Source organism: Devosia sp., from assembly GCF_017744655.1.
Classification (GTDB): domain Bacteria; phylum Pseudomonadota; class Alphaproteobacteria; order Rhizobiales; family Devosiaceae; genus Devosia.
The window spans coordinates 235,427-260,347 of the sequence record NZ_JAGIAW010000006.1 but is presented as its reverse complement, the minus strand read 5'-3'; the positions used below and the strand labels follow the sequence as shown (position 1 = coordinate 260,347).

At 62.6% G+C, this 24,921-nt stretch carries 22 protein-coding genes and 2 pseudogenes; 18 read left to right on the top strand and 6 right to left on the bottom strand.

Features of this window, described 5'->3' with window-relative positions:
- Nucleotides 1-11: 11 nt before the first annotated feature.
- Genes J7557_RS13635 through J7557_RS13620 form a run of 5 tightly spaced genes read left to right on the top strand, consistent with a single transcriptional unit; the run spans nt 12 to nt 4,313 of the window.
- A complete protein-coding gene (locus tag J7557_RS13635; RefSeq protein WP_291420598.1) occupies nt 12-1,190 on the top strand; it encodes an ABC transporter permease in 1,179 nt (392 codons plus the stop codon).
- Complete coding sequence (locus J7557_RS13630) at nt 1,187-2,125, top strand: ABC transporter ATP-binding protein (RefSeq protein WP_291420597.1); 939 nt, start codon at nt 1,187-1,189, stop codon at nt 2,123-2,125. Before J7557_RS13635 ends, J7557_RS13630 begins: the two co-directional genes overlap by 4 nt.
- The gene (locus J7557_RS13625; protein WP_291420596.1) at nt 2,122-2,862 is read left to right on the top strand and encodes an ABC transporter permease; all 741 of its coding nucleotides are present in this window, start codon (nt 2,122-2,124) and stop codon (nt 2,860-2,862) included. Before J7557_RS13630 ends, J7557_RS13625 begins: the two co-directional genes overlap by 4 nt.
- Nucleotides 2,859-3,341, top strand: coding sequence for an MFS transporter (locus J7557_RS21485; protein WP_367272898.1), 483 nt, complete (start codon nt 2,859-2,861; stop codon nt 3,339-3,341). The genes J7557_RS13625 and J7557_RS21485 overlap by 4 nt, the downstream gene beginning before the upstream one ends.
- Before the next feature lie 60 nt (nt 3,342-3,401).
- Nucleotides 3,402-4,313, top strand: a complete 912-nt coding sequence (locus tag J7557_RS13620) for an MFS transporter (protein ID WP_367272897.1) — start codon at nt 3,402-3,404, stop codon at nt 4,311-4,313.
- A gap of 393 nt (nt 4,314-4,706) precedes the next feature.
- Here the strand turns inward: J7557_RS13620 and J7557_RS13615 are convergent.
- The 3 genes and pseudogenes from J7557_RS13615 to J7557_RS13605 form a co-directional block, all read right to left on the bottom strand.
- A pseudogene (locus J7557_RS13615) lies at nt 4,707-4,982 on the bottom strand (esterase); the annotation flags it as partial.
- A gap of 42 nt (nt 4,983-5,024) precedes the next feature.
- Entirely contained in the window at nt 5,025-5,162 is a 138-nt protein-coding gene (locus J7557_RS13610; protein ID WP_291420595.1) for a hypothetical protein, read from the bottom strand.
- A 120-nt stretch (nt 5,163-5,282) separates the two neighbouring features.
- Nucleotides 5,283-6,779, bottom strand: a complete 1,497-nt coding sequence (locus J7557_RS13605; RefSeq protein ID WP_291420594.1) for a CoA-acylating methylmalonate-semialdehyde dehydrogenase — start codon at nt 6,777-6,779, stop codon at nt 5,283-5,285.
- A gap of 92 nt (nt 6,780-6,871) precedes the next feature.
- On the opposite strand from J7557_RS13605, the gene J7557_RS13600 reads away from it, so the two are divergent.
- The 10 genes from J7557_RS13600 to J7557_RS13555 all read left to right on the top strand — a co-directional run bounded on the left by J7557_RS13600 (nt 6,872) and on the right by J7557_RS13555 (nt 19,318).
- Nucleotides 6,872-7,753, top strand: a complete 882-nt coding sequence (locus J7557_RS13600) for a LysR family transcriptional regulator (RefSeq protein ID WP_291420593.1) — start codon at nt 6,872-6,874, stop codon at nt 7,751-7,753.
- A 246-nt stretch (nt 7,754-7,999) separates the two neighbouring features.
- Nucleotides 8,000-9,016 carry a substrate-binding domain-containing protein gene (locus J7557_RS13595; RefSeq protein ID WP_291420592.1) on the top strand — a complete coding sequence of 339 codons (1,017 nt, stop codon included), beginning with the start codon at nt 8,000-8,002 and terminating at the stop codon, nt 9,014-9,016.
- Nucleotides 9,017-9,087: 71 nt separating this feature from the next.
- A complete protein-coding gene (locus tag J7557_RS13590; RefSeq protein ID WP_291420591.1) occupies nt 9,088-10,614 on the top strand; it encodes a sugar ABC transporter ATP-binding protein in 1,527 nt (508 codons plus the stop codon).
- Nucleotides 10,615-10,679: 65 nt separating this feature from the next.
- The gene (locus tag J7557_RS13585) at nt 10,680-11,603 is read left to right on the top strand and encodes an ABC transporter permease (protein WP_035081953.1); all 924 of its coding nucleotides are present in this window, start codon (nt 10,680-10,682) and stop codon (nt 11,601-11,603) included.
- 27 nt (nt 11,604-11,630) lie between these two features.
- Nucleotides 11,631-12,608, top strand: coding sequence for a sugar-binding transcriptional regulator (locus J7557_RS13580; RefSeq protein WP_291420590.1), 978 nt, complete (start codon nt 11,631-11,633; stop codon nt 12,606-12,608).
- Nucleotides 12,598-13,593 carry an aldo/keto reductase gene (locus J7557_RS13575; RefSeq protein ID WP_291420589.1) on the top strand — a complete coding sequence of 332 codons (996 nt, stop codon included), beginning with the start codon at nt 12,598-12,600 and terminating at the stop codon, nt 13,591-13,593. Before J7557_RS13580 ends, J7557_RS13575 begins: the two co-directional genes overlap by 11 nt.
- A gap of 57 nt (nt 13,594-13,650) precedes the next feature.
- Entirely contained in the window at nt 13,651-15,381 is a 1,731-nt protein-coding gene (locus J7557_RS13570; RefSeq protein WP_291420588.1) for a glycerol-3-phosphate dehydrogenase/oxidase, read from the top strand.
- Nucleotides 15,372-16,211 (top strand): aldolase, encoded by an 840-nt coding sequence (locus J7557_RS13565; protein ID WP_291420587.1) that lies wholly within the window; start codon nt 15,372-15,374, stop codon nt 16,209-16,211. Before J7557_RS13570 ends, J7557_RS13565 begins: the two co-directional genes overlap by 10 nt.
- Complete coding sequence (locus tag J7557_RS13560) at nt 16,204-17,727, top strand: FGGY-family carbohydrate kinase (protein ID WP_291420586.1); 1,524 nt, start codon at nt 16,204-16,206, stop codon at nt 17,725-17,727. The genes J7557_RS13565 and J7557_RS13560 overlap by 8 nt, the downstream gene beginning before the upstream one ends.
- On the top strand, nt 17,717-19,318 hold the full coding sequence (locus J7557_RS13555) for a GMC family oxidoreductase (protein ID WP_291420585.1): 1,602 nt from the start codon (nt 17,717-17,719) through the stop codon (nt 19,316-19,318). The genes J7557_RS13560 and J7557_RS13555 overlap by 11 nt, the downstream gene beginning before the upstream one ends.
- 24 nt (nt 19,319-19,342) lie before the next feature.
- On the opposite strand, the pseudogene J7557_RS13550 reads toward J7557_RS13555, so the two are convergent.
- Nucleotides 19,343-19,609, bottom strand: a pseudogene (locus J7557_RS13550) (ribonuclease activity regulator RraA); the annotation flags it as partial.
- Between the two features lie 159 nt (nt 19,610-19,768).
- Between J7557_RS13550 and hisD the strand changes: the two are divergent.
- The 3 genes from hisD to J7557_RS13535 are packed head-to-tail and all read left to right on the top strand — an operon-like array spanning nt 19,769 to nt 22,916.
- Nucleotides 19,769-21,100, top strand: coding sequence for a histidinol dehydrogenase (gene hisD, locus J7557_RS13545; protein WP_291420584.1), 1,332 nt, complete (start codon nt 19,769-19,771; stop codon nt 21,098-21,100).
- The gene (locus J7557_RS13540) at nt 21,097-21,861 is read left to right on the top strand and encodes an SDR family oxidoreductase (RefSeq protein ID WP_291420583.1); all 765 of its coding nucleotides are present in this window, start codon (nt 21,097-21,099) and stop codon (nt 21,859-21,861) included. The genes hisD and J7557_RS13540 overlap by 4 nt, the downstream gene beginning before the upstream one ends.
- The gene (locus tag J7557_RS13535; RefSeq protein WP_291420582.1) at nt 21,846-22,916 is read left to right on the top strand and encodes a LacI family DNA-binding transcriptional regulator; all 1,071 of its coding nucleotides are present in this window, start codon (nt 21,846-21,848) and stop codon (nt 22,914-22,916) included. Before J7557_RS13540 ends, J7557_RS13535 begins: the two co-directional genes overlap by 16 nt.
- 202 nt (nt 22,917-23,118) lie before the next feature.
- Here J7557_RS13535 and J7557_RS13530 read toward each other — a convergent pair whose 3' ends face one another.
- Nucleotides 23,119-23,679 carry a cupin domain-containing protein gene (locus tag J7557_RS13530; RefSeq protein ID WP_291420581.1) on the bottom strand — a complete coding sequence of 187 codons (561 nt, stop codon included), beginning with the start codon at nt 23,677-23,679 and terminating at the stop codon, nt 23,119-23,121.
- A 65-nt stretch (nt 23,680-23,744) separates the two neighbouring features.
- Nucleotides 23,745-24,875, bottom strand: a complete 1,131-nt coding sequence (locus tag J7557_RS13525) for a substrate-binding domain-containing protein (protein WP_291420580.1) — start codon at nt 24,873-24,875, stop codon at nt 23,745-23,747.
- Between the last annotated feature and the right edge of the window lie 46 nt (nt 24,876-24,921).

The following is a 24,921-nucleotide window of genomic DNA, read 5'->3' as shown; positions in this document are numbered from 1 at the left end:
CTTCTTTGGTCATGACAGATAATTCAACGCCCTTATCCTCGCGGCATGTCATTGACCGGCTGGGGATTGTAATCTTTGCTCTCGCGGTAGCCGGGCTCTTTTGCCCATTCGTGCTGTTCCGCGCCAATCGCATCGTGGCAGGCGAGGCCCGCTATGCGCTCGATGCCTTGCCCGGCTGGCCGGGCTATTTTCTTCTGGCGGCAGTCGGTACTGGCGCTGTCCTGGCCTTGCTTCGCCTCGATTCACGTCTGCGTCTTGCGGTCAGCTTTGCTGCGCTCGCCATACTCGCCGTCGGCCTCGGCTGGGCCGTGGATAGTGTGACGCCCGCGGGCGACAAGATTTCACGCACGGCGCCGGCACTCGGTTTCTGGCTCGAATTGCTGGCTTTTGGCCTGCTTGCCGCTGACAGCGTCGTGCGATTGGGGCTGAAGCCGCTGTCGCGCATCGCTCTTCTCATCGCGGTAAGTGTCGCCATCGCGACCATCCTTCTCTCCGGCATCTGGTCCGACCTCTCGGTATTGCGCGAATATGCCAACCGCGCCGACGTCTTCTGGCGTGAGGCCGCAACCCACATCGCCCTGGCGCTGGGTTCACTGGTCGCCGCGGCATTGGTCGGCCTTCCGCTCGGTATTGCTATTCATCCCACCAAGCGTCTGCGCGCCGTGGTCACCGGCCTCTTGAGCGCGGTGCAAACCATCCCCTCGATCGCGCTTTTTGGGCTCCTCATTGCGCCGCTCGCCTGGCTTGCTGCCACTGTCCCGGCCGCAGCGGCCATAGGCATTGCTGGCATCGGCGCCGCTCCCGCCATGCTTGCCTTGTTTCTCTATTCGCTGATGCCTGTTGTCTCCAACACGCTGGCGGGGCTCGATGCTGTACCGCCTGCCGCCAATGTGGCCGCGCGCGGCATGGGCATGACTGATGCCGAGCGCCTGCTGCAGGTGCAATTGCCACTGGCCTTCCCCTCCATCCTGGCGGCCATTCGCATTGTACTGGTGCAAAATATCGGCCTTGCCACCGTGGCTGCTCTGATCGGAGGAGGGGGCTTTGGTGTCTTCGTTTTCCAGGGCGTCGGGCAGACCGCGATGGACCTGGTGCTGCTGGGCGCCGTGCCGACCGTCGCGCTCGCCTTTGCCTCCGCCGTCATTCTCGACGCAGCAGTCGAACTGGTCTCCGTGAAAGGCCGAACATGATCGAGATTGAGCATCTGTCGAAGTTTTTTGACGAAACCTGTGTCGTCGACGATGTGTCCATGACCATCCCCGGTGGTGCGCTTGCCGTCATCGTCGGAACATCTGGTTCGGGCAAGACCACGCTGCTGCGCATGATCAATCGCCTAGTCGAACCGAGTTCCGGACGTATCCTGATCGACGGCAAGGACATCAGCGCCATCCCGCCGCACGAGCTGCGCCGTCAGATCGGCTACGCTATTCAAGGTCATGGCCTTTTTCCGCATCGCACCGTAGGCCAGAACATCGCCACCGTGCCGCACCTGCTCGGTTGGGACGCAGCCAAGGTCAGTGCACGGGTCGAGGAACTGCTCGATCTCTTTCAGCTCGACGCCGCCGAATTCCGCGATCGCTATCCGAGCCAGCTTTCCGGCGGCCAGCAACAGCGCGTGGGCGTAGCGCGGGCCTTGGCCGCTGCGCCAAAGCTTCTCTTGATGGACGAACCGTTCGGGGCGCTCGATCCCATCATCCGCGCTCGGGCTCAGGAGGATCTGCGCCAGATCCAGCAGCGGCTGGGCACGACCATCGTGCTCGTGACCCATGACATGAACGAGGCGATCCATCTCGGCGATCGGATCGCGGTGATGGATCGCGCGAAACTCCTGCAATATGACACGCCGCAGGAGATCGTCATTCGTCCCGCAACCGAATTTGTCGGCGAACTGTTGGGCAGTGGCGAGCGGCCCTTCCGCCTGCTCTCGCTGCAGCCCTTACGCCCGTACATCGAACCAGGCGAGGCCCCCGGCGCTGCCCTTGACGTAGATGCCTCGCTACGCGATGCGCTGGAAGAAGCGCTCTGGAGTGGGCGCGCGGCCGTGCCTGTCCGCGATGGTGCCGGCAAAACCCTTGGCCGCGTGACGCTCGCGACCGCCATTCGCCAGGCGGCGCGCCCACAATGAAGATCGGAGCGCTTTCCCGGCTGGCGGTGCTGATCCTGCTCGGAGTCTTTCTGGCTCGGCCCGATTGGTTTGGCTGGCTCTTCACGCCGCTGACCCGCAATGGCCAAGCCGCGATCTATACGCAGAATTCGCTACTTAACCTGACGCTCAATCATCTTGCCATTGTCGCTGCTGCAACATTGGCGGGGAGTATTGTCGCTATAGGTCTTGCCGTTCTCGTCACGCGCCCTGCGGGACGTGAATTTCTGCCGCTGTCCCGCACCCTTGCCAATGCCGGTCAAACCTTTCCGCCGGTTGCTGTTCTGGCCCTGGCCGTGCCGGTCCTCGGTTTCGGCGCTGCTCCGACCCTGCTCGCGCTCTTTCTCTATGGGCTGCTGCCCATCTTCGAAAATGCTTTGGCCGGGCTGGCTTCGGTATCGCCCGATGTGCAGGAGGCGGCTCGCGGCACGGGCATGACCGATGGGCAAAGACTCCTGCGCGTCGAACTGCCCCTCGCGCTGCCTACGATCCTCGCCGGCATCCGCATCTCGGCCATCATTTCCATGGGGACGGCGACCATCGGGTCTACTGTTGCGGCCAGCACGCTGGGCGAGACGATTATCGCGGGCCTCATCAACAGCAACCTTGCCTTTGTGGCACAGGGAGCGTTGGTGGTTGGCGCACTCGCCATCATCGTCAACACATCCCTCTTTGCCATCGAACGTCATTTCAGTCGTTATCGGAGGGATCAGCGATGACGGACTATTCGCCCGCACAACGCCGCCGCATTCTCGTCGCTGCCATCGTGGCTTCTTCAATGGGCTTTATCGATGGCTCGGTGATTTCCATCGTCACCCCGGCCATCCGCGCCAGTCTTGGTGCGAGCCTCGCCGATGTGCAGTGGGTCTCCAATGCCTATCTCCTCACGCTGTCCTCGCTGCTGCTCCTCGGTGGTGCCGCGGGAGATCGCTTCGGGCTGCGCAATGTTTTTGCGGCAGGTATTGTGCTCTTCGTGATCGCCTCGCTGGCTTCGGCCCTTGCCGGAAATGCGGCCTTTCTGATCGCGGCGCGCGCCGTTCAGGGAATTGGCGCGGCTTTCATGGTACCAGGCAGTCTTGCCATCATCGCCGAGGCCTATCCAAAAGACCAACGTGGCGGCGCCATAGGTACATGGGCCGCGGCCTCCTCGCTCACCACGCTTTTGGGACCGGTATTGGGCGGCGCCTTGCTGACCTAGCTGGGTGATGATAGCTGGCGCTGGGTCTTCGCTATCAATCTGCCGCTGGGAGCACTGGCCTTGGCGCTCCTCTTGGGCATACCGGGCAAAGCTAATCTCGCGCGTAAGCCGCTCGATTTCTTCGGTGCCGCGCTGGCGACCGTGACCCTGTTGCTTATCTCTTGGGCCTTCATCGATGCCTCTAGCTGGTTCTGGGCATATCTGGGCGCCGGCTTTGCAATGCTTGCTGTCTTCCTCGTTTGGGAGGCCAGGGTCACAGCACCCATGCTGCCGCTCACGCTCTTTGCCGATCGCCGATTTTCAGGGGCACAGGCTGTAACCTTTCTCATCTATTTCGGTCTCTCCGCGGTTCTTTTTTACCTCCCCATGGTGATGATCGCCGGATGGCGCATATCGCCGGCCGAAGTGGCCATCGCTATGCTGCCATTCGGCATAGTGCTCACGGTGCTCTCGCCGCCAGCCGGCAAACTGACCGACCGGTTCGGGCCCGGGCCGGTGATCGCGACAGGCGGCCTGTTGGTCACGCTCTGCTTTATCGGCCTGGGTCTCACCGTGCATTTGCATCAAGTCTGGTTGGGCATCGCGCCGCTGATGACCCTGTTCGGCATCGGCATGAGCGCTATAGCCGGGCCGATCTCGACAGCGGTGATGGGATCGGTCGAGGATGGAGAGACCGGAACAGCGTCCGCCATCAATAATGCCGTCGCTCGCATTGCGGGCCTCGTTGCCATCGCGGCCATGGGTGGTCTCGCACTTGCGGTCTTCAAACTCAACGCCCCACCGGAGGCCGTTGCCTTTGGTATCGTCGATGACGCCGCTACCCCCAGCGCAATTGAAACAGCGCGTGTCGCCGCGACAGACCACGCTTTCGCGGTCATTTGCTACGCAACGGCTGTCCTCGCTGCGATCGGAACGGTCCTGAGCTGGACCACCCTGCAGAATCATCGCCCCGTGGAGCGGGGCAAGGCCTAGTAGCGGTCGGCTGTTCCAGCCATCCGGCGGAGTCAGTTGTCGAATGGTGTCCATCGACGTGAGGTCAAATCAAGACATGGTGGCGAGTAACATTCGGCTTCGCGCTGGCGCCTAGTCGAGTTCGATTTCGCCTTTTGGCGCAGAGCTGACCTCGTTGCGCCATGATGAAGCCGGCGAATTTATCTGGCAAACGGACGACGATAGCTGGCGGCGGCAACAGCACGAAGCCAGTTGCCGGATGGAATTGGTCGACGACCAGAGACCGGGCGCTCTATCCCTTTATATTTCGATTGGCGGTTGATTTCGCGCTCGGTGCGGACGGGCCGATGTCGATCGAGGTACACGAAGCTTTCCGTGGTTGAGCGTGATCGAGAACAAAAGATCTAGCGACGCCTATGGGCGGGAAAAGGCATTGAACGGGTTACGGTGGAAGAGTTGGACAATGGTGTCTTCCGATATGCCGCGCGTCCTGAGCAGGGGAATTAGCTCGGTAATGACAACGGTATAGGGTTTGGGCACGCCGCCATTGGGTTGGGCCGGATCGTACCAGCCGCGGTCGTGGCTGATCAACAGTTGAGTGGCGAGGCCAGCGTCCAGCGCACGCATGACGAGGTCAGCGCTTTCCTCGATGGGAACGGAGCCGATATTGTCGTATTCGATCCACGCGCCGCGGGCGGCGACGGTGCGGTGGAGTTCGAAGTCCGGCTCTGCCTAGGACGTCTGCGGCTTCGGCTTGTGCATAGCCGGGTTTGTCGGCGTCCTCAGATCGACGAAGACATGCTCGTGCGGGAGGATCATCCCCAGCTGTTCGGAACTCAGCTTGCCCAGCGTCGAGTAGATATGCCGCATTGTTTTCCTATTTCCGAACAGTCAGCGATCGCGGCGCGCCTGAGGCGCACCGCGCTATACCATCACATGGAACCCTTCAAGCGTTACACAATTACCGCTGTTTCATGTGAGAATGGCGCTTCAGGCCATGGTCGGCATCTGTAATTCGGCGCCGTCCTTGATGCCGCTCGGCCAACGCGCCGTCACAGTCTTGGTCCGGGTCCAGAACTTTATCGAATCCATGCCGTGCTGGTTGAGGTCGCCAAAGGCGCTGGCCTTCCATCCGCCAAAGCTGTGATAGGCGAGGGGAACCGGCACCGGCACATTGACGCCCACCATGCCCACATTGATACGCGCCGCGAAATCACGTGCCGCGTCGCCATCGCGAGTAAAGATGGCCGTCCCATTGCCATAGGGATTGTCCATCACCAGCTGCAGGGCCTCGTCATAGGTCTTGCTACGCACGACGCTCAGCACCGGCCCAAAGATCTCTTCCTTGTAGATGTCCATGTCTGGCGTGACGCGATCGAACAGCGTTGGCCCGACGAAGTAGCCATTCTCATAGCCCTGCAGGGAGAAGTCGCGCCCATCCAGCACCAATTCTGCGCCCTGGCTAATACCGTTCGAAATCAGCCCCTTGATCCGGTCCTGGCTCGCCTTGGTGATCACCGGCCCCATCTCCGAAGCCTTGTCGCTGGCCGGCCCGACCTTGAGCTTTTCGACGCGGGGCTTGAGCGCAGCGACAATCCGGTCCGCCGTTTCAGCACCGACAGGAACCGCCACGGAAATCGCCATGCAGCGCTCGCCGGCCGAGCCATAGCCGGCCCCGATCAGCGCATCGGCCGCCTTTTCCATATCGGCATCGGGCATGATGACCATGTGGTTCTTGGCCCCGCCAAAGGCCTGCACGCGCTTACCCTGCGCCGCCGCCGTTCCATAGACATAGCGGGCAATTGGGGTCGACCCGACAAAGCTGATGGCCTCGATTTTCTCATGGGCGAGAATGCGGTCGACGACGTCCTTGCCGCCGTGCACCACGTTGAGAATGCCCTTGGGCAGGCCCGCCTCGATGGCCAATTGTGCCAGCCGCACGGGCACGGAGGGATCGCGCTCTGACGGCTTCAGGATAAAGGCATTGCCCGCGGCGATGGCCGGCGAGAGCATCCAGAGCGGGATCATCGCCGGAAAGTTGAACGGGGTAATCCCCGCGCCAATGCCCACCGCCTGGCGCATCGAATACATGTCGATCCCCGGACCGGCGCCGTCGGTGAATTCGCCCTTGAGGAGATGCGGCGCCCCGGCCACGAACTCGGCCACTTCCAGCCCGCGCTGAATATCGCCCTTGGCGTCATCAATGGTCTTGCCGTGCTCACTCGAGAGCAGCGCGGCAAGCTCGTCCATGTGCTGGTTGATCAGTCCGACAAAGTTGAAAAAGACACGCGCCCGGCGCTGTGGATTGGTCGCCGCCCATTTCGGCTGCGCTGCTGCGGCCGAGGCCACGGCGGCCTCAAGATCTGCAGCACTCGCCAGCGCCACCTGCGCCTGCACTTCGCCGGTCGCCGGGTTGAAAACATCCTGGAAATCTGGGGCTTTACCCTCTGTTTCGACGCCGTCGATGAAATGACCAATCCTGCGCATGCTGACCTCCTTGGTATCAGGCAGCTTTCGCAATATGATCAGCGCACATCAACGCCAGAAACTTCGCATCTGTTGTGCAGAAAGTGTAGTCAATGAACTGGGACGACGTGCGCATCTTTCTCTCGGTCGTCCGCCACGGCCAAATTCTGGCCGCCTCCAGGACACTGGGCCTCAATCACGCGACAGTGGCCCGCCGCCTCACAGCCCTCGAGACCGACTTGGGCAGCGTGCTCCTCCGCCGCCATACCCAGGGTGCTGAGCTGACCCCCTATGGCGAAAAGTTTTTGGTCCATGCCGAAGCCATGGAAAGCGCTGGTCTTGCCGCACGCGGCCTCACCGGTGCCGATAGTGCCGCCGAGGGCACGGTGCGTATCGGCGCCCCGGACGGCTTTGGCGTCGCCTTCCTCGCCCCGCGTCTTCACGAACTATCCGAGCGCCATCCCCAGCTGCGCATCGAGCTCGTTCCCGTGCCGCGGACCTTCTCGCTCTCTCGCCGCGAGGCCGACATCGCCGTGACCATGGAACGCCCGAGGGAAGGGCGACTGATCGCCCGCAAGCTCACCGACTATGCCCTCGGCCTCTATGCTTCCCCCGATTATCTTTCCCGATATGGCGGTCCCGAATCCCTCGACGACCTCAAGCAGCACCGTCTCGTGGGCTATGTGGAAGACCTGCTCTTCTCCGCCTCGCTGGACTACACGGCCGAGTTCCACAAGGAATGGCGCTCAACCATCGCGGTCTCCTCGGCCATGGGCCAGACCGAAGCGGTCCGCTCCGGCGCCGGAATCGGCATCCTCCACACTTTCATGGCCCGCCGTTCGCCCGATCTCGTCCCCGTCCTGCCGGAACACAGTCTCACCCGGTCCTATTGGACCGTCTGGCACGAAGACCTGCGCGGCTCCCGCCGTGTCGCCATCGTCTCGGATTTTCTGACCGAACTCGTCGCCCGCGACCGCGCGATTTTCGCCGCCTGACAGCTGGTCAGCTTCACGAAATGCCTCCGGAACCCCGCCGCTGGGAGGGGCGCCCATTCCGCTCGCCCGCGAGTTTTCACTCTTCCATCGTGGCTCGTTCTGAAATAAATTTCAGTTAAGGAAAAATTGCTCAAGTCGCTTGACGGCGACCAAAATCGTCCGCTATCGATGGGGTGTTGGAAGAAATATCAACGCATGGGAAAAATTGCTGGCGGGAGGTCGGCAATGTCCTGAGGAGGAGATCGAATGCGTATGAACAAGAGCGCGCTGAGCGTGGCTTTGCTGGTCGGCGTGAGCCTTGGCGGGGCAGTGACGGGCTATGCCCAGGCCGGTTTTCAGTGTGAGCCGGGCGAAACCTACGTCATGAACGTGATGGTTTCGGCCCACCCCTATTGGGTGCCGGTCTACCAGGGTTTCAAGCAGGCCGCCGAGGCCATGGGCTGCGAGACGGTGTTTTCGGGCACGCCCGACTATGACATCGCCAAGCAGATCGCCTCGTTCGAACAGGACCTGATCAAGAAGCCGGCGGGCATCCTGCTGCACCCGATGCAGTCGGACCCGTTCATCGAGCCGATCAACCGCGCCATCGAGGGCGGCGTCGAGATCGTGACCTTCGCGGCTGACTCGCCCAATTCGAACCGCACCGCCTATATCACTTCGGACAATGTCACCGAGGCAAAGTTCGCCGCTGAAGAAATCGTCAAGCAGGTGGGCGATGCCGGCCAGTATGCAGTGCTCGAAAACCCCGGCCAGAGCAATCACGACCTGCGCGTGACCGCCTTTATCGCCTACATGGAAGAGAACTATCCGAACATGGAACTGGTCGGCCGTCAGGCCACCAACCAGGATAGCAACGCGGCCTATCGTGCCACCGCTTCCATCCTGCAGGCCAATCCCGAACTCGACGCCATGTGGATCCCCGAAGCGGGTTCTGCCGAAGGCGCCGTTGCCGCGGTGCTCGAGGCCAAGGCTGACGTGCTGATCATGCACGCCGACGTCACCCCGACGACGCTCGAACACATCAAGGCCGGCAATATCCACATGGCCCTCAATCCCAACCAGGGTATCCAGGGCTTTATGGGCTTTGTCGCCACCTTCATGGCAGCCCATTCGGACATGTTCGATCCGTTCAACGACTACAAGGTCTCTGGCTACAACCCCATGCAGATCCCCTTCGTGGACAACGGCTTTGCCGTGATCACCAAGGAAAACGCCGACTCCTTCGACCTCGGCGTCTACATGGAAGGCCGCGATCCCAACTGATCCTCCGACGAACTGCCTGCGCCGGACCATGGGGTTCGGCGCGGGCACCCGGTGTAACGCGAGTGCCGACCATGTCCGATGTCATTCTCAAGGTGAGCCATCTCAGCAAGGCCTTTGGTGCAATCCAGGCCCTGCGCGATGTGCAGTTCGAGCTGCGGCGCGGGGAAATCCATGCGCTGGCTGGCGAGAACGGCGCTGGCAAATCGACGCTGATGAACATCATCGATGGCATTCTGCAGCCCGATAGCGGCGAGATCCATCTCGACGGTCGCCCGGTGCGTATATCCTCGCCCGCCGCGGCCCAGCGCCTCGGCATCGGCCTCGTGCATCAGGAAATCGCGCTTTGCCCTGATATCACCGTCGCCGAAAACATCTTTATGGCTGCGACCAATGCGAGCCGGTCGCTCCTCGTCGACTATGCCGGTCTCAACGGTCGCGCCGCCGACATCCTGTCCGGCCTGGGTGATATCGATCCCTCTACGCTCGTGCGCAGCCTCTCGATCTCCCAGCAGCAGTTGGTTGAGATCGCCAAGGCGCTGACGCTCGATTGCCGCGTGCTGATCCTCGACGAACCCACGGCCGCGCTGACCGAAAAGGAAGCCACGGTCCTCTTCGCCATCATGCATCGCCTAGCCGAGCAAGGCATCGCCATCATCTATATCTCCCACCGCATGGCCGAAATTTTTGGCCATTGCGATCGGGTCTCGGTGTTCCGCGATGGGCAATATGTGGTCACCCATAATGTGGCCGAAACCACGCCAACCGATATTGTCAACGCCATGGTTGGCCGCGTGGTGGACAATCGCTATCCCGCAAAATTCCAGGGCGACAGTCTCTCGGCGCCGGCCATCCTCGAAGTCGAGAACCTTTCGAGCCCCGGCCTCTTTTCCGATGTCAGCTTCACCCTCCGCCGTGGCGAAATCCTTGGTCTTGGTGGCCTCATCGGCGCCGGCCGCAGCGAAATCATCAAAGGCATCTGCCGCATCGACGAAACCGCCACCGGCACGGTGCGCCTCGAAGGCAAGCCGCTCGATGCTCGCCGCTATCAGCAGAGCATCAGGGAAGGGCTGGTCTATCTCTCCGAGGACCGCAAGGGCGACGGCCTTTTCCTCGATATGTCCATCGCCGCCAATGTCTCGGCCCTGCGCCTTGGCCTCGTTAGCAAGGGCGGCATTATCGATCAGCGCCGCGAAAACCTGCAGGCCAGCGATCTCGGTCGCCGCCTCAATCTCAAATGCGGCCATGTCGGCCAGCCTGTCTCCGCCCTGTCCGGCGGCAACCAGCAGAAGGTCGCCATCGCCAAGATGCTTTCGGTCAACCCGAAAGTGATCTTCCTCGATGAGCCGACACGCGGCGTCGATGTCGGCGCCAAGCTCGAAATTCACCGCATCCTGCGTGACCTCGCCAATGCCGGGGTCGGCATCGTGGTCATCTCGTCCGAACTGCCCGAATTGATCGGCGTCTGTGATCGCGTCCTCGTGGTGCGCGAAGGCCGCATCAATGGCGAGGTCTCGGGCGACGCCATGACCGAACAGAATATCATGTATCTGGCCTCAATAGACGCCGAACGGGCGCGGGCCGGGGGAGCAAGACCATGACCACTCAGACCATAGCGGCCGAAACAGGCAAGACGTCCGGCTCAGGCTGGAAACGCCTCGCCGGCATGCGCGAGATCGGGCTGATCCTGATCATCCTGGCGCTCTTCGCCGCGATGTCGTTCGCCTCGCCCTACTTCCTCACCTGGGAAAACATGCGGGCCATGGCCATGGCTTTCGCCGTGGAGGGCATCGTGGTGGTCGGCATGACCATCCTGCTCATCTCCGGCGGCATCGACCTCTCGGTCGGCTCGGTCACAGCTCTCGCCATGGTCATCGCAGGCCTCCTGTTCCTCAACGGCGTCGACCCCTGGACGGCCTCGCTGATCGCCATTCTCGCCTGCACCGCCATCGGCGCGCTCATGGGCTTCTTCGTTACCAAGGTCGGTTTGCACCACTTCATCGTGTCGCTCGCCGCCATGGTGATTGCCCGCGGCGCCTGTCTCCTCGGCACCGGTGGCCGGCCGCTCGGCCTCTTCACGCTACCACCCGAGTTCAAGTTCATCGGCCAGGGCTCGATCGGCGTCATTCCGGTCGTCATCGTAATCTTCGTGGTCGTCGTTGTCGCCTTCGACTTCATGCTGCGCCGCACCACCATGTTCCGGAAGGTTTTTTACACCGGCAGCAACGAGAAGGCGGCCGCCTATTCCGGCATCCGCACCAAGAAGGTGATCTTCCTTACGACGACGCTCTGTTCCGCCCTCTGCGGCTTTGCCGGGGTCATCTACATGGCCCGCTTCGGTTCGGCCCAGCCCACCTTTGGCGTCGGCATGGAGCTCAATGTCATCGCCGCAGCGGTGATCGGCGGAGCAAGCCTCTCCGGTGGTTCAGGCACCATCTTCGGCGCCATCCTCGGGACGATTCTGCTTTCGGTGGTTTCCAGCTCGCTCGCCTTGCTCGACGTATCGGTCTACTGGCAGGACATTATTCGAGGATCGATCCTGCTCGCGGCCGTGACCATCGACCACTATCTCAGCAAGCGGCGTAGGTGATCCATGTTCAGGCGACTGGGTGACGAGATGACCGAAAACAGCGACTTCGAAGCAACGCGCCAGATTTACACCGTGCTCGTGATGCACTTTCTCGAGGGCCATAAGCAGTCCGACATTGCCGAGGCGCTGAACCTGTCGACCTCCAAGGTCAACCGGCTGATCGCCCAAGGGCGCAAGCAGGGCATGGTGCGGATCGAGATCGAGTCGCCCTTCCAGCGGCTCGTCGAAATCGAACGCCTGCTGGTCCAGGCCGCTGGCCTCGCCAATGCCGTGGTCACCCCCACGGTCTCAGGCAATCTCGACACGACGCTGAAACAGGTTGGCCGCGCCGCCGCCAATCAGTTGCTGGAATCGCTGCGTGACGGCGACGTCATCGCCATCACGGGCGGCAAGGCGGTCAGCGCCGTGGTCGACAACCTCGACCCTGAACGGACCTTTGACGTCACCGTCGTGCCGCTCACCGGCGGCGTGCAGGGCAAATACTATACCGACGTCAACCACCTGGCCTCGCGCCTTGCGGAACGTCTGGGAGGCAGCACCCATCTCGTCCACGCGCCGCTCTTTGCCGAAAGCGTCGAGCAGCGCGACATGTTGATGGACCTGGGCTCGGTCAAGGAAGCCTTCCAGCTCGCCCGCAAGGCCGCCATTGCCCTTGTCGGCATCGGCTCCATCCAGACGCCGGGGTCGAGCTACTACGACCTTCACCCAGACTCCACCGCCGACCGCGAACGCCTGACCAAGAGCGGCGTCGTCGCCGAATTCCTTGCCCATCTCATCGGCGAAAACGGCGAGGTCGCCGACTACGCCCTCAATTCACGCCTCGTGGCCCTGTCCCCCGCCGATCTCGCCGGATGCCCAAAGGTCATCGGCGTTGCGGCCGGTGCCGAAAAGGTCCTGCCGATCCGCGCGGCGCTGCGCGGCCACTACCTCAATTCGCTCGTGCTCGACGAAGAAACCGCGGCCGGCGTGCTCGACAAGATGGAAAGTAAGCAGAATGTCGCCTGATGCTCAGACCCGCCAGATCGGCGCCTCCGGCATAAAAGCTTCGGCCATCGGCCTTGGCACCTGGGCCATTGGCGGCTGGATGTGGGGCGGTACGGAAGAATCCGAATCCATCGCCGCCATCCAGGCTTCCATCGACGCCGGAATTACCCTGATCGATACGGCCCCCGCCTATGGTCAGGGTCTTGCCGAAGAGCTGGTTGGCCGCGCCATAAAAGGCCGCCGCGACAAAGTCGTGCTCGCCACCAAGTGCGGCCTCGTCTGGCACACCACCAAGGGCCACCACTTCTTCGATTATGATGGCAAGCCCGTACACCGCTATCTCGGTCGCGACGCCATTTTCTACGAGGTAGAACAGAGCCTCCTCCGCCTAGGCACCGATCACATCGATCACTACATCACCCATTGGCAGGACCCGACGACCCCAATCGCCGAAACCATGGATGCCCTTGTCGAGCTCAAGCAGCAGGGCAAGATCGGCTCCATCGGCGCCAGCAATGTCTCGGAAGCCGACCTTAAGGCCTATATCGCCACCGGCGCGCTCGATGCGATCCAGGAGGAATACTCCATGGCCCGCCGCGGTATCGAGAGTACGCTGTTGCCGCTTTGTCGTGAGAACGGCGTCTCGGTCCTCAGTTATTCCTCGCTGTCGCGTGGCCTTCTTACCGGCAAAGTCGGCCCCGATCGCGAATTTTCGGGCGACGACCAGCGTCGCACCGACCCGCATTTTTCCCTCGGCAATCGCGAAAAGGTCGGACGACTGATGGCCGACATCGCCCCCATCGCCGCTGCCCATGGCGCCACGCCGTCACAAGTCGTCATCGCCTGGACCATCAGGCAGCCCGGCATCACCTTTGCCCTTTGCGGCGCGCGCAATGTCAGCCAAGCCCGCGAAAATGCCGGGGCCGCCGAAATTGACCTGAGCTCGGACGAAATCACCATCATCAGCGAGGCCGTCGCCCGGCAACTCGTCCAGCTCGACGCCTGATCGAACCCGAAGAACCGAACTTTTCAACGCTGTCGCGAGACAGCGAGGGGTACTCTATTGTCTCAACAACGACGCGACAGTTTCGAACAGATCGGTGCCGATGGCGCCTTCGACGTCATCGTCGTTGGTGGCGGCATCAACGGCATCGGCGTCTTCCGCGAGCTGGCCCTGCAGGGTCTGCGCGTCCTCCTCGTCGAGCGCAACGATTTTGCTTCCGGCTGCAGCGCTGCCCCCTCGCGCATGATCCACGGCGGTCTTCGCTATCTCGAAAACGGCGAATTTTCCCTCGTCCGCGAATCCCTCCGCGAGCGTGATGCCCTGCTCGCCAACGCCCCCCACATGGTGCGGCCATTGCCGACCACTGTCCCGATCACCTCGCTCTTTTCCGGCCTTCTCAATGGCGCGGCGAGTTTCCTCGGTTTTTCCGGCCGGCCGGCTCCGCGAGGCGCCGTGCCGATCAAGATCGGCCTCTGGCTCTACGATTGGACCACGCGCAACCGCCGCGTCCTGCCGCCGCATCGTTTCCGCAATGCCGCCGAAACGTTCAAGACCTGGCCCAAGCTCATGCCGCGCCTCACCTATTCCGCCACCTATTACGACGCCTGGATCAGCTACCCCGAACGCTTGGCCCTCGAACTCGTGCTCGATACCAAGCGTCTGGCGGCGGAAAGCATCGCGCTAAACTATGCCGAACTGGTTCCAGAAAACGGCGGCTATGTCCTTCTCGACAAGCTGACCAACCGCCGCTTTCCCGTCTCCGCCCGCGCCATGGTCAACGCAACCGGCGCCTGGCTCGACGAGTCCCTTGTCGCCCTCGGCGCAGCGAAGAAGGACCACGAAAACTTCGTCTCCGGCACCAAGGGCTCCCACATTGTGCTCGATAACCCAGTACTTTTCGAAGCGCTGGGCGGCCACATGATCTTCTTTGAGAACGAAGACGGCCGCGTCTGCATCGTCTTCCCCTATCTCGGCCGGGTCCTCGCCGGCGCCACCGACATCCGCGTCGACAGCGCCGAGCGCGTCGCCTGCACGGACGAAGAGCGCGACTACATCATCGGCGCCCTGCGCGGCGTTTTCCCGACGCTGACAATCACCTCCGAGCAGGTCGTCTTCAGTTTTAGCGGCATCCGCCCGCTACCGCGCAGCGACCAGCAATTCACCGGCCGCATCTCCCGCGGTCATTTCGTCCACCGCATCGATGGCGACGTACCGCAATTCTGCATGGTCGGCGGCAAGTGGACCACGTTCCGCGCCTTCGCCGAACAGACCGCCGATGCGGTTCTGGAAGCTCTCGGCCAGGAGCGTCTCACCGACACTCTCGCCCTTCCGATCGGCGGCGGAGAAAACTTCCCCAAGGACGCGACTGACTTCGTCCAGCGCCTGACTTCGCACCACAACATCACCACGGATCGCGCCAACCGCCTCGTCGACCTCTACGGCTCCCGAGCAGAAGACGTCCTCGCCTTCTGTCGCGCCCGCACTGACGACGAACCGCTGGACCCCGGCACGACGCTGACCTCAGCCGAGATCGCCTTCCTCACCTGCCACGAACACGTCGCCGATCTCGCCGATCTCGTGCTCCGCCGCCTGCCTCTCGCCATCACCGGCGCCATTTCATCCGGCCGCATCGCTGCCATCGCCGCCATCGCCGCCGCCGAACTCGGCTGGAGCGCCACCGAAACCGCCGCGCAGATCGCCCGGCTCACCAACGAACTCGCAACCTATCACGGCGTCACCGCAGAAATGCTGGCGCTGAGGACCGACGAAAGGAACCAGCCATGCGCGTGAGCGGCAAGGCCCGAATGAACCGACTCTTTGCCAATGGCGGCTGCCTCGACGTCGCCATCGACCACGGCGTCTGCAACGAACCGAGCTTTCTACAGGGCCTCGAAGACATGGCCGGCGTGGTTGACGCCCTAGTCGACGCGGAACCCGACGCCATCCAGATGGCCTATGGCCAAGCCGACCTCTTGCAATCTCGCCCGGGCAAGGACAAGCCAGCCCTCGTCATGCGCATCGACATGGGCAATCCCTATAATGCCCAGCGCCACAAGGTTATGTGGTCCATGCTGCAGAACCACGACGAACCCATTATCGGCGCGCTCGAAATGGATGCCGCCTGCGTTGTGGTCAATCTCTTCATGCTGCCGGACGAGCCCGAACTCTTCCGCCAGTGCGTCGCCAATATCAGCCGCGTGCGCGCCGATTGCCACAAATACGGCATGCCCCTCATGATCGAACCCCTCGTCATGCTCCCCAATGACATAAGGGGCGGCTATCAAGTCGATGGCGATGCGGAAAAGATCGTCACCCTCGTGCGCCTCGCCGCCGAAATGGGCGCCGACATCATCAAGGCCGACCCCACCGACAATCCCGACGATTTTCATCGCGTCGTCGAAGCCGCCCGCGTGCCGGTTCTGGTGCGCGGCGGCGGCAAAGAGGACCTTAAGGCCGTGCTCGCCAAATCAGCCCGCTTGATGGGGCAGGGCGCCAAGGGCATGGTCTATGGGCGCAATATCTATCAGCATGCCAATCCGCGCGCGGTCGTATCCGCCCTGATGGCGATCATTCATCAGGGCGCCAGCGGCGAGCAAGCCTGGGACGTGTACAATGGCTAATCCGCAACGCTACCTCCTCGGCCTCGACGCCGGAAACACCGTCATTAAGGCGGTACTCTTCGACCTGAGCGGCCGCCAGATCGCCGCCCATGGGCTCGATGGCGCCACCCACAAGCCCGCCGCCGGCATGGTGGAGCGCTCCGTCGGCGAACTCTGGGCCAATGCTCAGATCGCCATCGCCCGCTGCATCGAGACGGCCGGGATCAATCCGGCCGACATCGCCGCCATTGGTACGGCCGGCCACGGCAATGGCCTCTATCTCCTCGATCGCGCCAATCAGCCGCTCCTCGGCATCCAGTCCCTCGATAGCCGCGCCGCCGTGCTCGCCGCCGCGACCGACGAGGCCGTCGGCGCCGCGCTCCACGCCATCTGCCTGCAGCGCCCCTGGCCCTCGCAGACCCCGATGCTTCTTGCCTGGCTCAAGCAGAACCGCCCCGAAATCTACGCCCAGGCTGGCACCTTGCTGTATGCCAAGGACGTGCTCACGTGGCACCTGACTGGCACGCTTGCCACCGATATTTCCGACATGTCCGGCGCCGGCCTCCTGCGCTTGCCCGAGGCCGAGTACGACGACGAGCTTCTCCGTCTCTACGGCCTAGAAGACTCCCGTCACCTTCTCCCCGCGCTGCACCAGCCGAGCGCCATCGTCGGCACCGTCACCCCGGATGCCGCCGCTGCGACCGGCCTCGCCACCGGAACGCCCGTCGTCGCCGGTCTCTTCGATGTCGTCGCCTCCGCCATGGGCTCGGGCGCCGCTCTTCCGGGCTCTGCCTCGGTCGTTGCCGGGAGTTGGTCGATCAACCAGGTCTTTTCCGATACCCCGGTGCATGACGACCGCGTCTTCATGGTCGCCGCCTATGGCCCCTCGCGCTACGCCAATATGGAAAACAGCGCCACTTCGGCGGCCAATCTCGAATGGTATGTCCGCACCCTCATCGAGCGCGGCCACCATCACGACGACCCCTTCGGCCTCGTCAACGCGCTCGTGGGCGAGACCACGCCTTCGCCCGATGATCCGCTGTTCCAGCCCTTCATCTATGGCGGCCGGCTCGGCGCGCATTATCGCGGCGGCTTCTTCGGCCTTGCCGGCTGGCATGGCGAAGGCCATATGCTGCGCGCGCTTTTCGAGGGCGTCATGTTCGAACACCGCCGCCATATTGGTGTCCTCGCCGATGCCGGGGTCGGCCTGTCGCAGGCCGTGCTGTCGGGTGGCGGCGCCCGCTCGCCCCATTGGCCGCAAATGTTCGCCGATGGCCTCGGCGTTCCCGTCACCGTCGCTGAAGCGCGCGAAACCGGCGCGCTCGGCGCCGCCATGGTGGCCGCCATTGGCGTCGGCATCTATCCCGACGAAATCACCGCCGCCGCCGAAATGACGCGGCCGGTAAAAACCTATAAGCCGCAGGCTCCCATGCGCCGCCATTATGACCGGCGCTACGAGGCCTGGACCGCGCTCAATGCAGCCAGCCAGACCGCATGGCGCGCCCTCGCGGCTGCGGAGCCCCCGCATGCAGATTGACGGCCAATATGACTACATCATCGTCGGCGCGGGCACGGCGGGCTGCGTGCTCGCCAACCGCCTGACGGAGGACCCGCGCAACCGCGTGCTCCTCCTCGAAGCCGGCGGCAGCGACAACTACCACTGGGTCAATATCCCGGTGGGTTACCTCTATTGCATCGGCAATCCCCGCACCGACTGGATGATGAAAACCGCCGCCGAGCCCGGCCTCAATGGCCGCTCGCTGGTCTATCCCCGCGGCAAGGTTTTAGGCGGCTGCACCTCGGTCAATGGCATGATCTACATGCGCGGCCAGGCCGCCGACTATGATCGCTGGCGTCAGGCCGGCAATGTCGGCTGGGGCTGGGATGACGTCTTGCCCTATTTCCGCAAATCCGAAGACCACCATGGTGGCGAATCCGACCTTCATGGTTCTGGCGGCGAATGGAAAGTGTCCCGCCAGCGCCTGCGCTGGGACATTCTCGAAGCCGTGCAAAAGGGCGCCGAAGAATTCGGCATTCTGCCGCGCGCCGATTTCAACGATGGCAACAATGAAGGTTCTGGCCTCTTCGAGGTCAACCAAGCCGGCGGTCGCCGCTGGAACACCGCGCGTGGCTTTTTGCGCCCGGCCCTGAAGCGCCCCAATCTCCGCCTTATCACCAAGGCCGAGACACAATCGCTGATCCTCGAAGGTCGCCGCTTCACTGGCGTTCGCTTCCGTCAAGGCGGGCAGCTCCACGAGGCAAGGGCAGGGCGCGAAGTCCTTCTCGCTGCCGGCGCCATCAATTCCCCAAAGCTGCTTGAGCTTTCCGGTATCGGTCGCCCGGACGTCCTGCAGGCCCACGGCATTCCCGTGCAATACGCCATGAGCGGCGTCGGCGAGAACCTGCAGGATCATTTGCAGATCCGCACCGTCTATCGCGTCACGGGCGCCCGTACCCTCAATACGCTATTCCACAGTCCCCTGGGCAAAGCGCAGATCGGCCTCCAATATGCGCTGATGCGCAGCGGCCCCATGTCCATGGCACCTAGCCAATTCGGCATGTTCACCAAGTCCGACGCCGCGCTCGACACGCCTGACCTCGAATATCACGTCCAGCCGCTCTCGACGAACCGCCTGGGCGAGCCGCTGCATGACTTCCCGGCCATCACGGTATCGGTCTGCAACCTGCGCCCGCACAGTACCGGCAGCGTGCACATCACGAGCACTGACTCGCAGATCCAGCCCGATATTCGCCCCAACTACCTGTCCGCCGACCACGACCGCCAGGTCGCCGTCCGCTCGGTGCAGCAGGCCCGCCGCATCATGACGGCCAAGGCGCTCCAGCGTTATCGCCCCGAGGAAATCCTGCCCGGCCCAAAGGTCGAAAGCGAAGCCGATCTCCTCCACAGCATCGGCGACATCGCCACGACCATCTTTCACCCCGTCGGCACCTGCCGTATGGGCGTGGACGCCGAAGCCGTAGTCACCCCCGACCTCCGCCTCAATGGCTGCGAGGGTCTCCGCATCATCGACGCTTCCATCATGCCCCACATTGTCTCAGGCAACACCGCCAGCCCCGTCATCATGATCGCCGAAAAAGCAGCCGAACTGTTGAAGGCGGGCCGATAGGTCCGCTGCCAGTATTCTGGCCGATTATCCAACCGGATTGGTCCTGCGCCATTCCTCATATTCGCCGCGCGCATGCTGATGCAGAGGATAATAGCGCTGCAACGGCGCGCCCTGCTTGAGCTTCATGCGCGAAAAGTCTTCCCATTCGTTGGCTTATCGCTGGATAACCTCGGCGGCCCGCGCAGCCGGGACGCAGACCGCGCCATCGTCATCGGCCACGATGATGTTCCCGGACATGACCGTCACGCCGCCACAGGCTAAGGGCGTGTTGACGGCAAAGGGCATCAGATTGGCATATCCTGGACGTCTGCGTCACACGTGCTAATGAATGCGCATGCATAAAATTCGCATTTAAATGATCAAACCAAAAGTCTTACTAGCTCATATCGTTGGATTGCCATAATGAATGCGTATGCAAAAATATGCGTACGTCATCAGGAGGATCGATCCATGGCAGTTTGGCTCAAGCGCGGTAAGGATGTCGAAGAGCGGGCCGAGGCGGATCGCCAGGTTCGCGCGACAGTCGAGGGAATTCTCGGCGATATCGAGAAGCGCGGCGACGAGGCCGTGCGGGAGCTGTCGCAAAAATTCGACAAGTGGGATCGCGCGGATTTCCGGCTGAGCCAGAAAGAAATCGACGATTGCTTCGCGCAATTGACCGGTCAGGACCTGCACGACATCGAGTTCGCCCAGACCCAAGTGCGCAACTTTGCCCAGAAGCAGAAGGACACGATGCTTGCGCTTGAGGTCGAGACCATGCCGGGCGTGACACTGGGCCATAAGCACGTGCCGATCAATGCGGTGGGCTGCTATGTGCCGGGCGGGAAATATCCGCTGCTGGCCTCGGCCCATATGTCGGTTCTCACCGCCAAGGTCGCTGGTTGCCCGCGCGTCATCACCTGTGCGCCGCCCTTTAATGGCAAGCCGGCGCCGGCCATCGTCGCGGCCCAGGCCATGGCGGGTGCGGATGAGATTTACGTCCTGGGTGGCATCCAGGCGATCGGCGCCATGGCGATTGGCACCGAGAGCATCAGCCCGGTCGACATGCTTGTCGGCCCCGGCAATGCCTTTGTCGCGGAAGCCAAGCGCCAGCTTTATGGTCGCGTCGGTATCGACCTCTTTGCCGGCCCAACCGAGACGCTGGTGATTGCCGACGAAACGGTCGACGGCGAACTCTGCGCCACCGATCTTCTGGGGCAGGCAGAGCATGGGCCAACGAGCCCGGCGATCCTTCTTACGAATTCGGAAAAGCTGGCACGCGATACCATGGCGGAGATCGAACGCATTCTCGCCATCCTGCCGACAGCCGATATCGCCCGCAAATCATGGACCGATTTCGGTGAGGTTATTGTCTGCGACTCTTACGAGGAAATGCTGGCCGAAGCCGCCCGCATTGCCTCGGAACATGTGCAGGTGATGACCGATCGGGACATGTGGTTCCGGGACAACATGACGAACTTTGGCGCTCTGTTCCTCGGACCGCGCACCAATGTGGCCTATGGCGACAAGGTTATCGGCACCAATCACACGCTGCCTACCATGAAGGCGGCGCGCTATACGGGCGGCCTCTGGGTCGGAAAGTTCCTGAAAACCTGCACCTGGCAGACGGTGACCACCGACGAGGCCTCGGCCAAGATCGGCGCCTATGGCTCGCGTCTCTCCATGCTTGAAGGTTTTGTCGGCCACGCCGAACAGGCCAATATCCGCGTGCGTCGCTATGGCGGTCGCAATGTGCCCTATGGTACCGCTGCGGCACCCACAGCAGAGGCCGCCAAATTATGACGCTTCCCCGCACGCCCAGTTTTCGTCTCGATGGCAAGCGCGCCCTGGTTACCGGCGGCACGCGCGGGATCGGGCTGGGTGCCTCGGTAGCCCTGGCCGAGGCGGGAGCGCATGTGACGGTGGCAGCGCGCACCGCTGCCGATCTCGAGCGCGTGGTCAACGAAATGGCGGAGATCGGCCTTGCCGCCGAGGGCGTTGCCATCGATATCACGGACTTTGATGCGGTTCGCGCCTTCGTCGCCGACAGCGATCCCTTCCACGTGCTGGTCAATTCGGCCGGTACGGCGCGGCACAGTGCCATCGCCGGCATTACCGAGCCCGACTATCAGGCGGTGCTGCAGCTCAATCTTGCCGCGACCGTTTTCGTGTCGCAGGCCGTGGTGGGCAAGCTGCAGGACGCAGGGCAGGCGGGGTCGATCATCAATGTCTCTTCGCAAATGGGGCATGTCGGCGGACCGAACCGCGCCATCTATGCGGCGAGCAAGCATGCCGTCGAAGGCCTGACCAAGGCCATGGCGATCGAGCTTGGCGCCAGCAATATTCGCGTCAACACAGTCTGCCCGACTTTTATCGAAACCGAGCTGACGGCGAAGAACCTGAGCGATCCCGACTTCCGCTCCTGGGTTCTGTCCAAGATCAAGCTGGGGCGTTTGGGCCGGGTGGAGGATATTATGGGGCCGGTGGTTTTCCTCGCCTCGGACGCGGCGGCGCTGATCACCGGCACGGCGCTCTTGGTGGATGGCGGATGGACGGCGGAGTAAAAAAGCCGGGGGTGACTTCGGCGGAAGTCGCGCGCCGCGCCGGCGTGTCGCAATCGGCTGTCTCCCGCACTTTTACCCCCGGCGCCTCCATTGCCCCAAAGACCCGAGCCAAGGTTTTGGCTGCCGCCAAGGAGCTGGGCTATCGGCCAAATGCGATTGCCCGCTCGCTGATCACCAATCGCTCGCGCATGATCGCGGTGGTGATGGCGTATCTGGAAAACCTCTTCTATCCCGGTGTGCTCGAAGAGCTGGGCCGGCTTCTCGCCAAGGAAGACTATCGTCTCTTGCTGTTCACCGGCTTCATGGATCGCGACAGCGATCCGGTCTTCGATCAGCTCATGCAATATCGTGTTGATGGCATTGTGCTGGCGTCGACCTCGCTCTCCTCGGAGCTGTCCGAAGAATGTGCGGCGGCCGGCATTCCGGTGGTGCTGTTCAACCGCACCACCGAGCGCGATGCGGTCTCGAGCGTGACGACGCGCAATCGCGAGGGTGGGCGGCGGGTTGCCGAGTTCCTGATTGCCGGGGGGCACAAGCGGTTCGGCTATATCTCGGGTCTTGAAAGCTCCTCGACCAATCGCGATCGCTTTGGCGGCTACCAGGAGGCTCTCGCTGCGGCCGGCCATACCGACATCATCGTCGAAGTCGGCAATTACGACCGCGCCGAAGCCGAAACGGCGGCGCGCAAGATGTTGAGCCGCGAGGATCGTCCCGATGCCATTTTCGTGGCCAATGACCATATGGCCGTCGCGGTGATGGACATCGCGCGGCATGAACTGGGGCTGTCCATTCCCGAAGACCTTTCCATTGTCGGCTATGACGATGTCGGTCCGGCCCGCTGGACCTCCTATGGCATCACCTCGATGAGCCAGCCGCTCAAGCGCATGGTTGAAGCCACAGTCGCCATTCTGATGGATCAGATCGCCAGCGGCGAGATCGAAGCCGAACACCGCATTCTCAATGGCGAACTCGTCGTCAGGACCTCCGCAAGACTGCCCAAAACAGGCATCGTCGAACTCGACGGACGACGGATTTATCGGCCCGGACGGGGCTAAGGGGAAGCCTTCACAAACGGCCCGGTTGCCAGGAACCTTTTGTCCAAGCGGATTTATCCCCACTCGTCACCACCGGGCTCGTCCCGGTGGTCCATGCCAATCCGCAGGATTGGCAGGCCTCCCCAAGATGGATTGCCGGGACAAGCCCGGCAATGACGACGGAGGGGAAGTGTTCGGCGATGCTGTGGGCTCGATGCAGCCCTCAGCCGTCCCCCAGGCCATCGCGAAAATCGTTGAGATCTGCGTCCACGGATGACGGCGTGTCGATCCATTCGTGCATGGGCTCGCCCGTAGCGGGGTCGCGTGCAGGGATGGGCAGAGACATGATGCGCTTGGCGACGGTGCGGCGCTTCTCTTCGGTGAGATTAGCCTCCTGCACATTGTCCCAGTCGCGCCCTTCGGGATAGCCGCCGACCATCTGGACGTCACCGGAATTACCGATCATGCAATGCGATACTCCGGCAGGCAGCACGACAAAGTCTCCAGCCTCCACACGTACTTTTACCCCGCCCACGCCGAAGAACTCGACCTCCATCCAGCCGCGGGCGCAGCCGAGGCATTCATGCGTCGTCGAGTGGAAATGGGGATAGGTATAGATGCCGGGATAGCGCCAGTTGTTGAGCCAGTTGTTTGAGCGCAGCCTCTCCATCACCGCGTCTTCGCCGCCGCCCGGCACGGCATTGCGATGCACCAGCAGCGGAAAGCGCGAATTGGGCAGCATGCCCTTGGGCTTGGACCAGTGCAGTTCTGTCTTGATGCTCATGAGCTTCCCCTTGTTGAAACGAAGAAGAGGCGCCCATGGGCGCCCCGCAGTCGTCGTTGGGAAGATTATTCCGTGCCGCCCCAGGCCTGGGGATAGTTCGGCATGTCTTCGCAGCCGCACATGGCGTAGTGGAGCGGCGGCATCTTTTCGTTGATGTACTGGTCGAGCACGTCCTGGGTGATGGCCGGCTGGGGCAGGATCCATTCCGGGCTCGGGACCTGCTCGCCCTTCAGCGTGTTCACTGCAGCGATGATGGCGGTGCGCCACTGATAGGTCGGGTAGGTCGGGGCGATACCCTTGAAGCCAAGGTCGCGCCACTTCTGCAGGTAATCCTGCTGGTCTTCGCCGGTGACAACGGGGACATCGACGCCCTGGTCCTCAAAAGCTTCGACGGCGGCGACGGCAGTGGCGCCGGCATCCATCCACACGGCGTCGATCGTGCCGCGCTGCAGGTAATCCTCAACGATGGACTTGGTCTTGGCATTGTCGCCATCGGTGAATTCTTCACCGAGGACGGTCAGGCCCGCTTCCTTGAACATGTTGCGGGCGCCCGAAGCGCGGGTTTCGAGCACGTCGACGCCGGGCAAGATGCGCAGCATCAGCACTTTGCCGCCAGCCGGCACATTGGCGATGATGTGTTCGGCTGCTTGGATGCCGAAACCATAGCCGCCAACCGGGTGCACGAAGGTGACCGGGCAATCGGTGGTGACGCCGCGGTCGAAAACGATGACCGGGAGACCGGCGGCGCAGGCCTTTTCAACGGCCGGAGTCAGGGCTGCCGTGGAGTTCGGCGAGACGATCAGAACGCTGCAATTGCCGCCCGCAAGCAGGTCGTCGATATCGGCGATCTGCTTGTCGTCGGAACCTTCGGCATCGACATGGGTGAAGGTGCCGATTTCCGGATGGAGTTTTACCTCCTCGGTCATGTCGGTATAGCCGACAACGCGCCAGGGATTGTTGACGCCGGCATTCGAGAAGCAAACGGTCCAGGGACCTTCCTTCTTGAACGAGGCGGTATCGGCCATGGAGTCGCCAGCATATTGCAGATAGGGCTGGTCGGCTGGGCCGTTGAAGGCCGCCGTCAGCTGGTCGCGCTGCTTGGCGAATTCCGCCGGGTCGTCAAAGTTTGGAGCCTGAGAAAATGCGGCTCCGGTCAGCATGCCAAACGCGGCAGCCGCCAAAATAATCTTCTTCACGTCTTCCTCCCTCGTGAGGTTTTCCCACTTTTTCCTCAGACGGCCG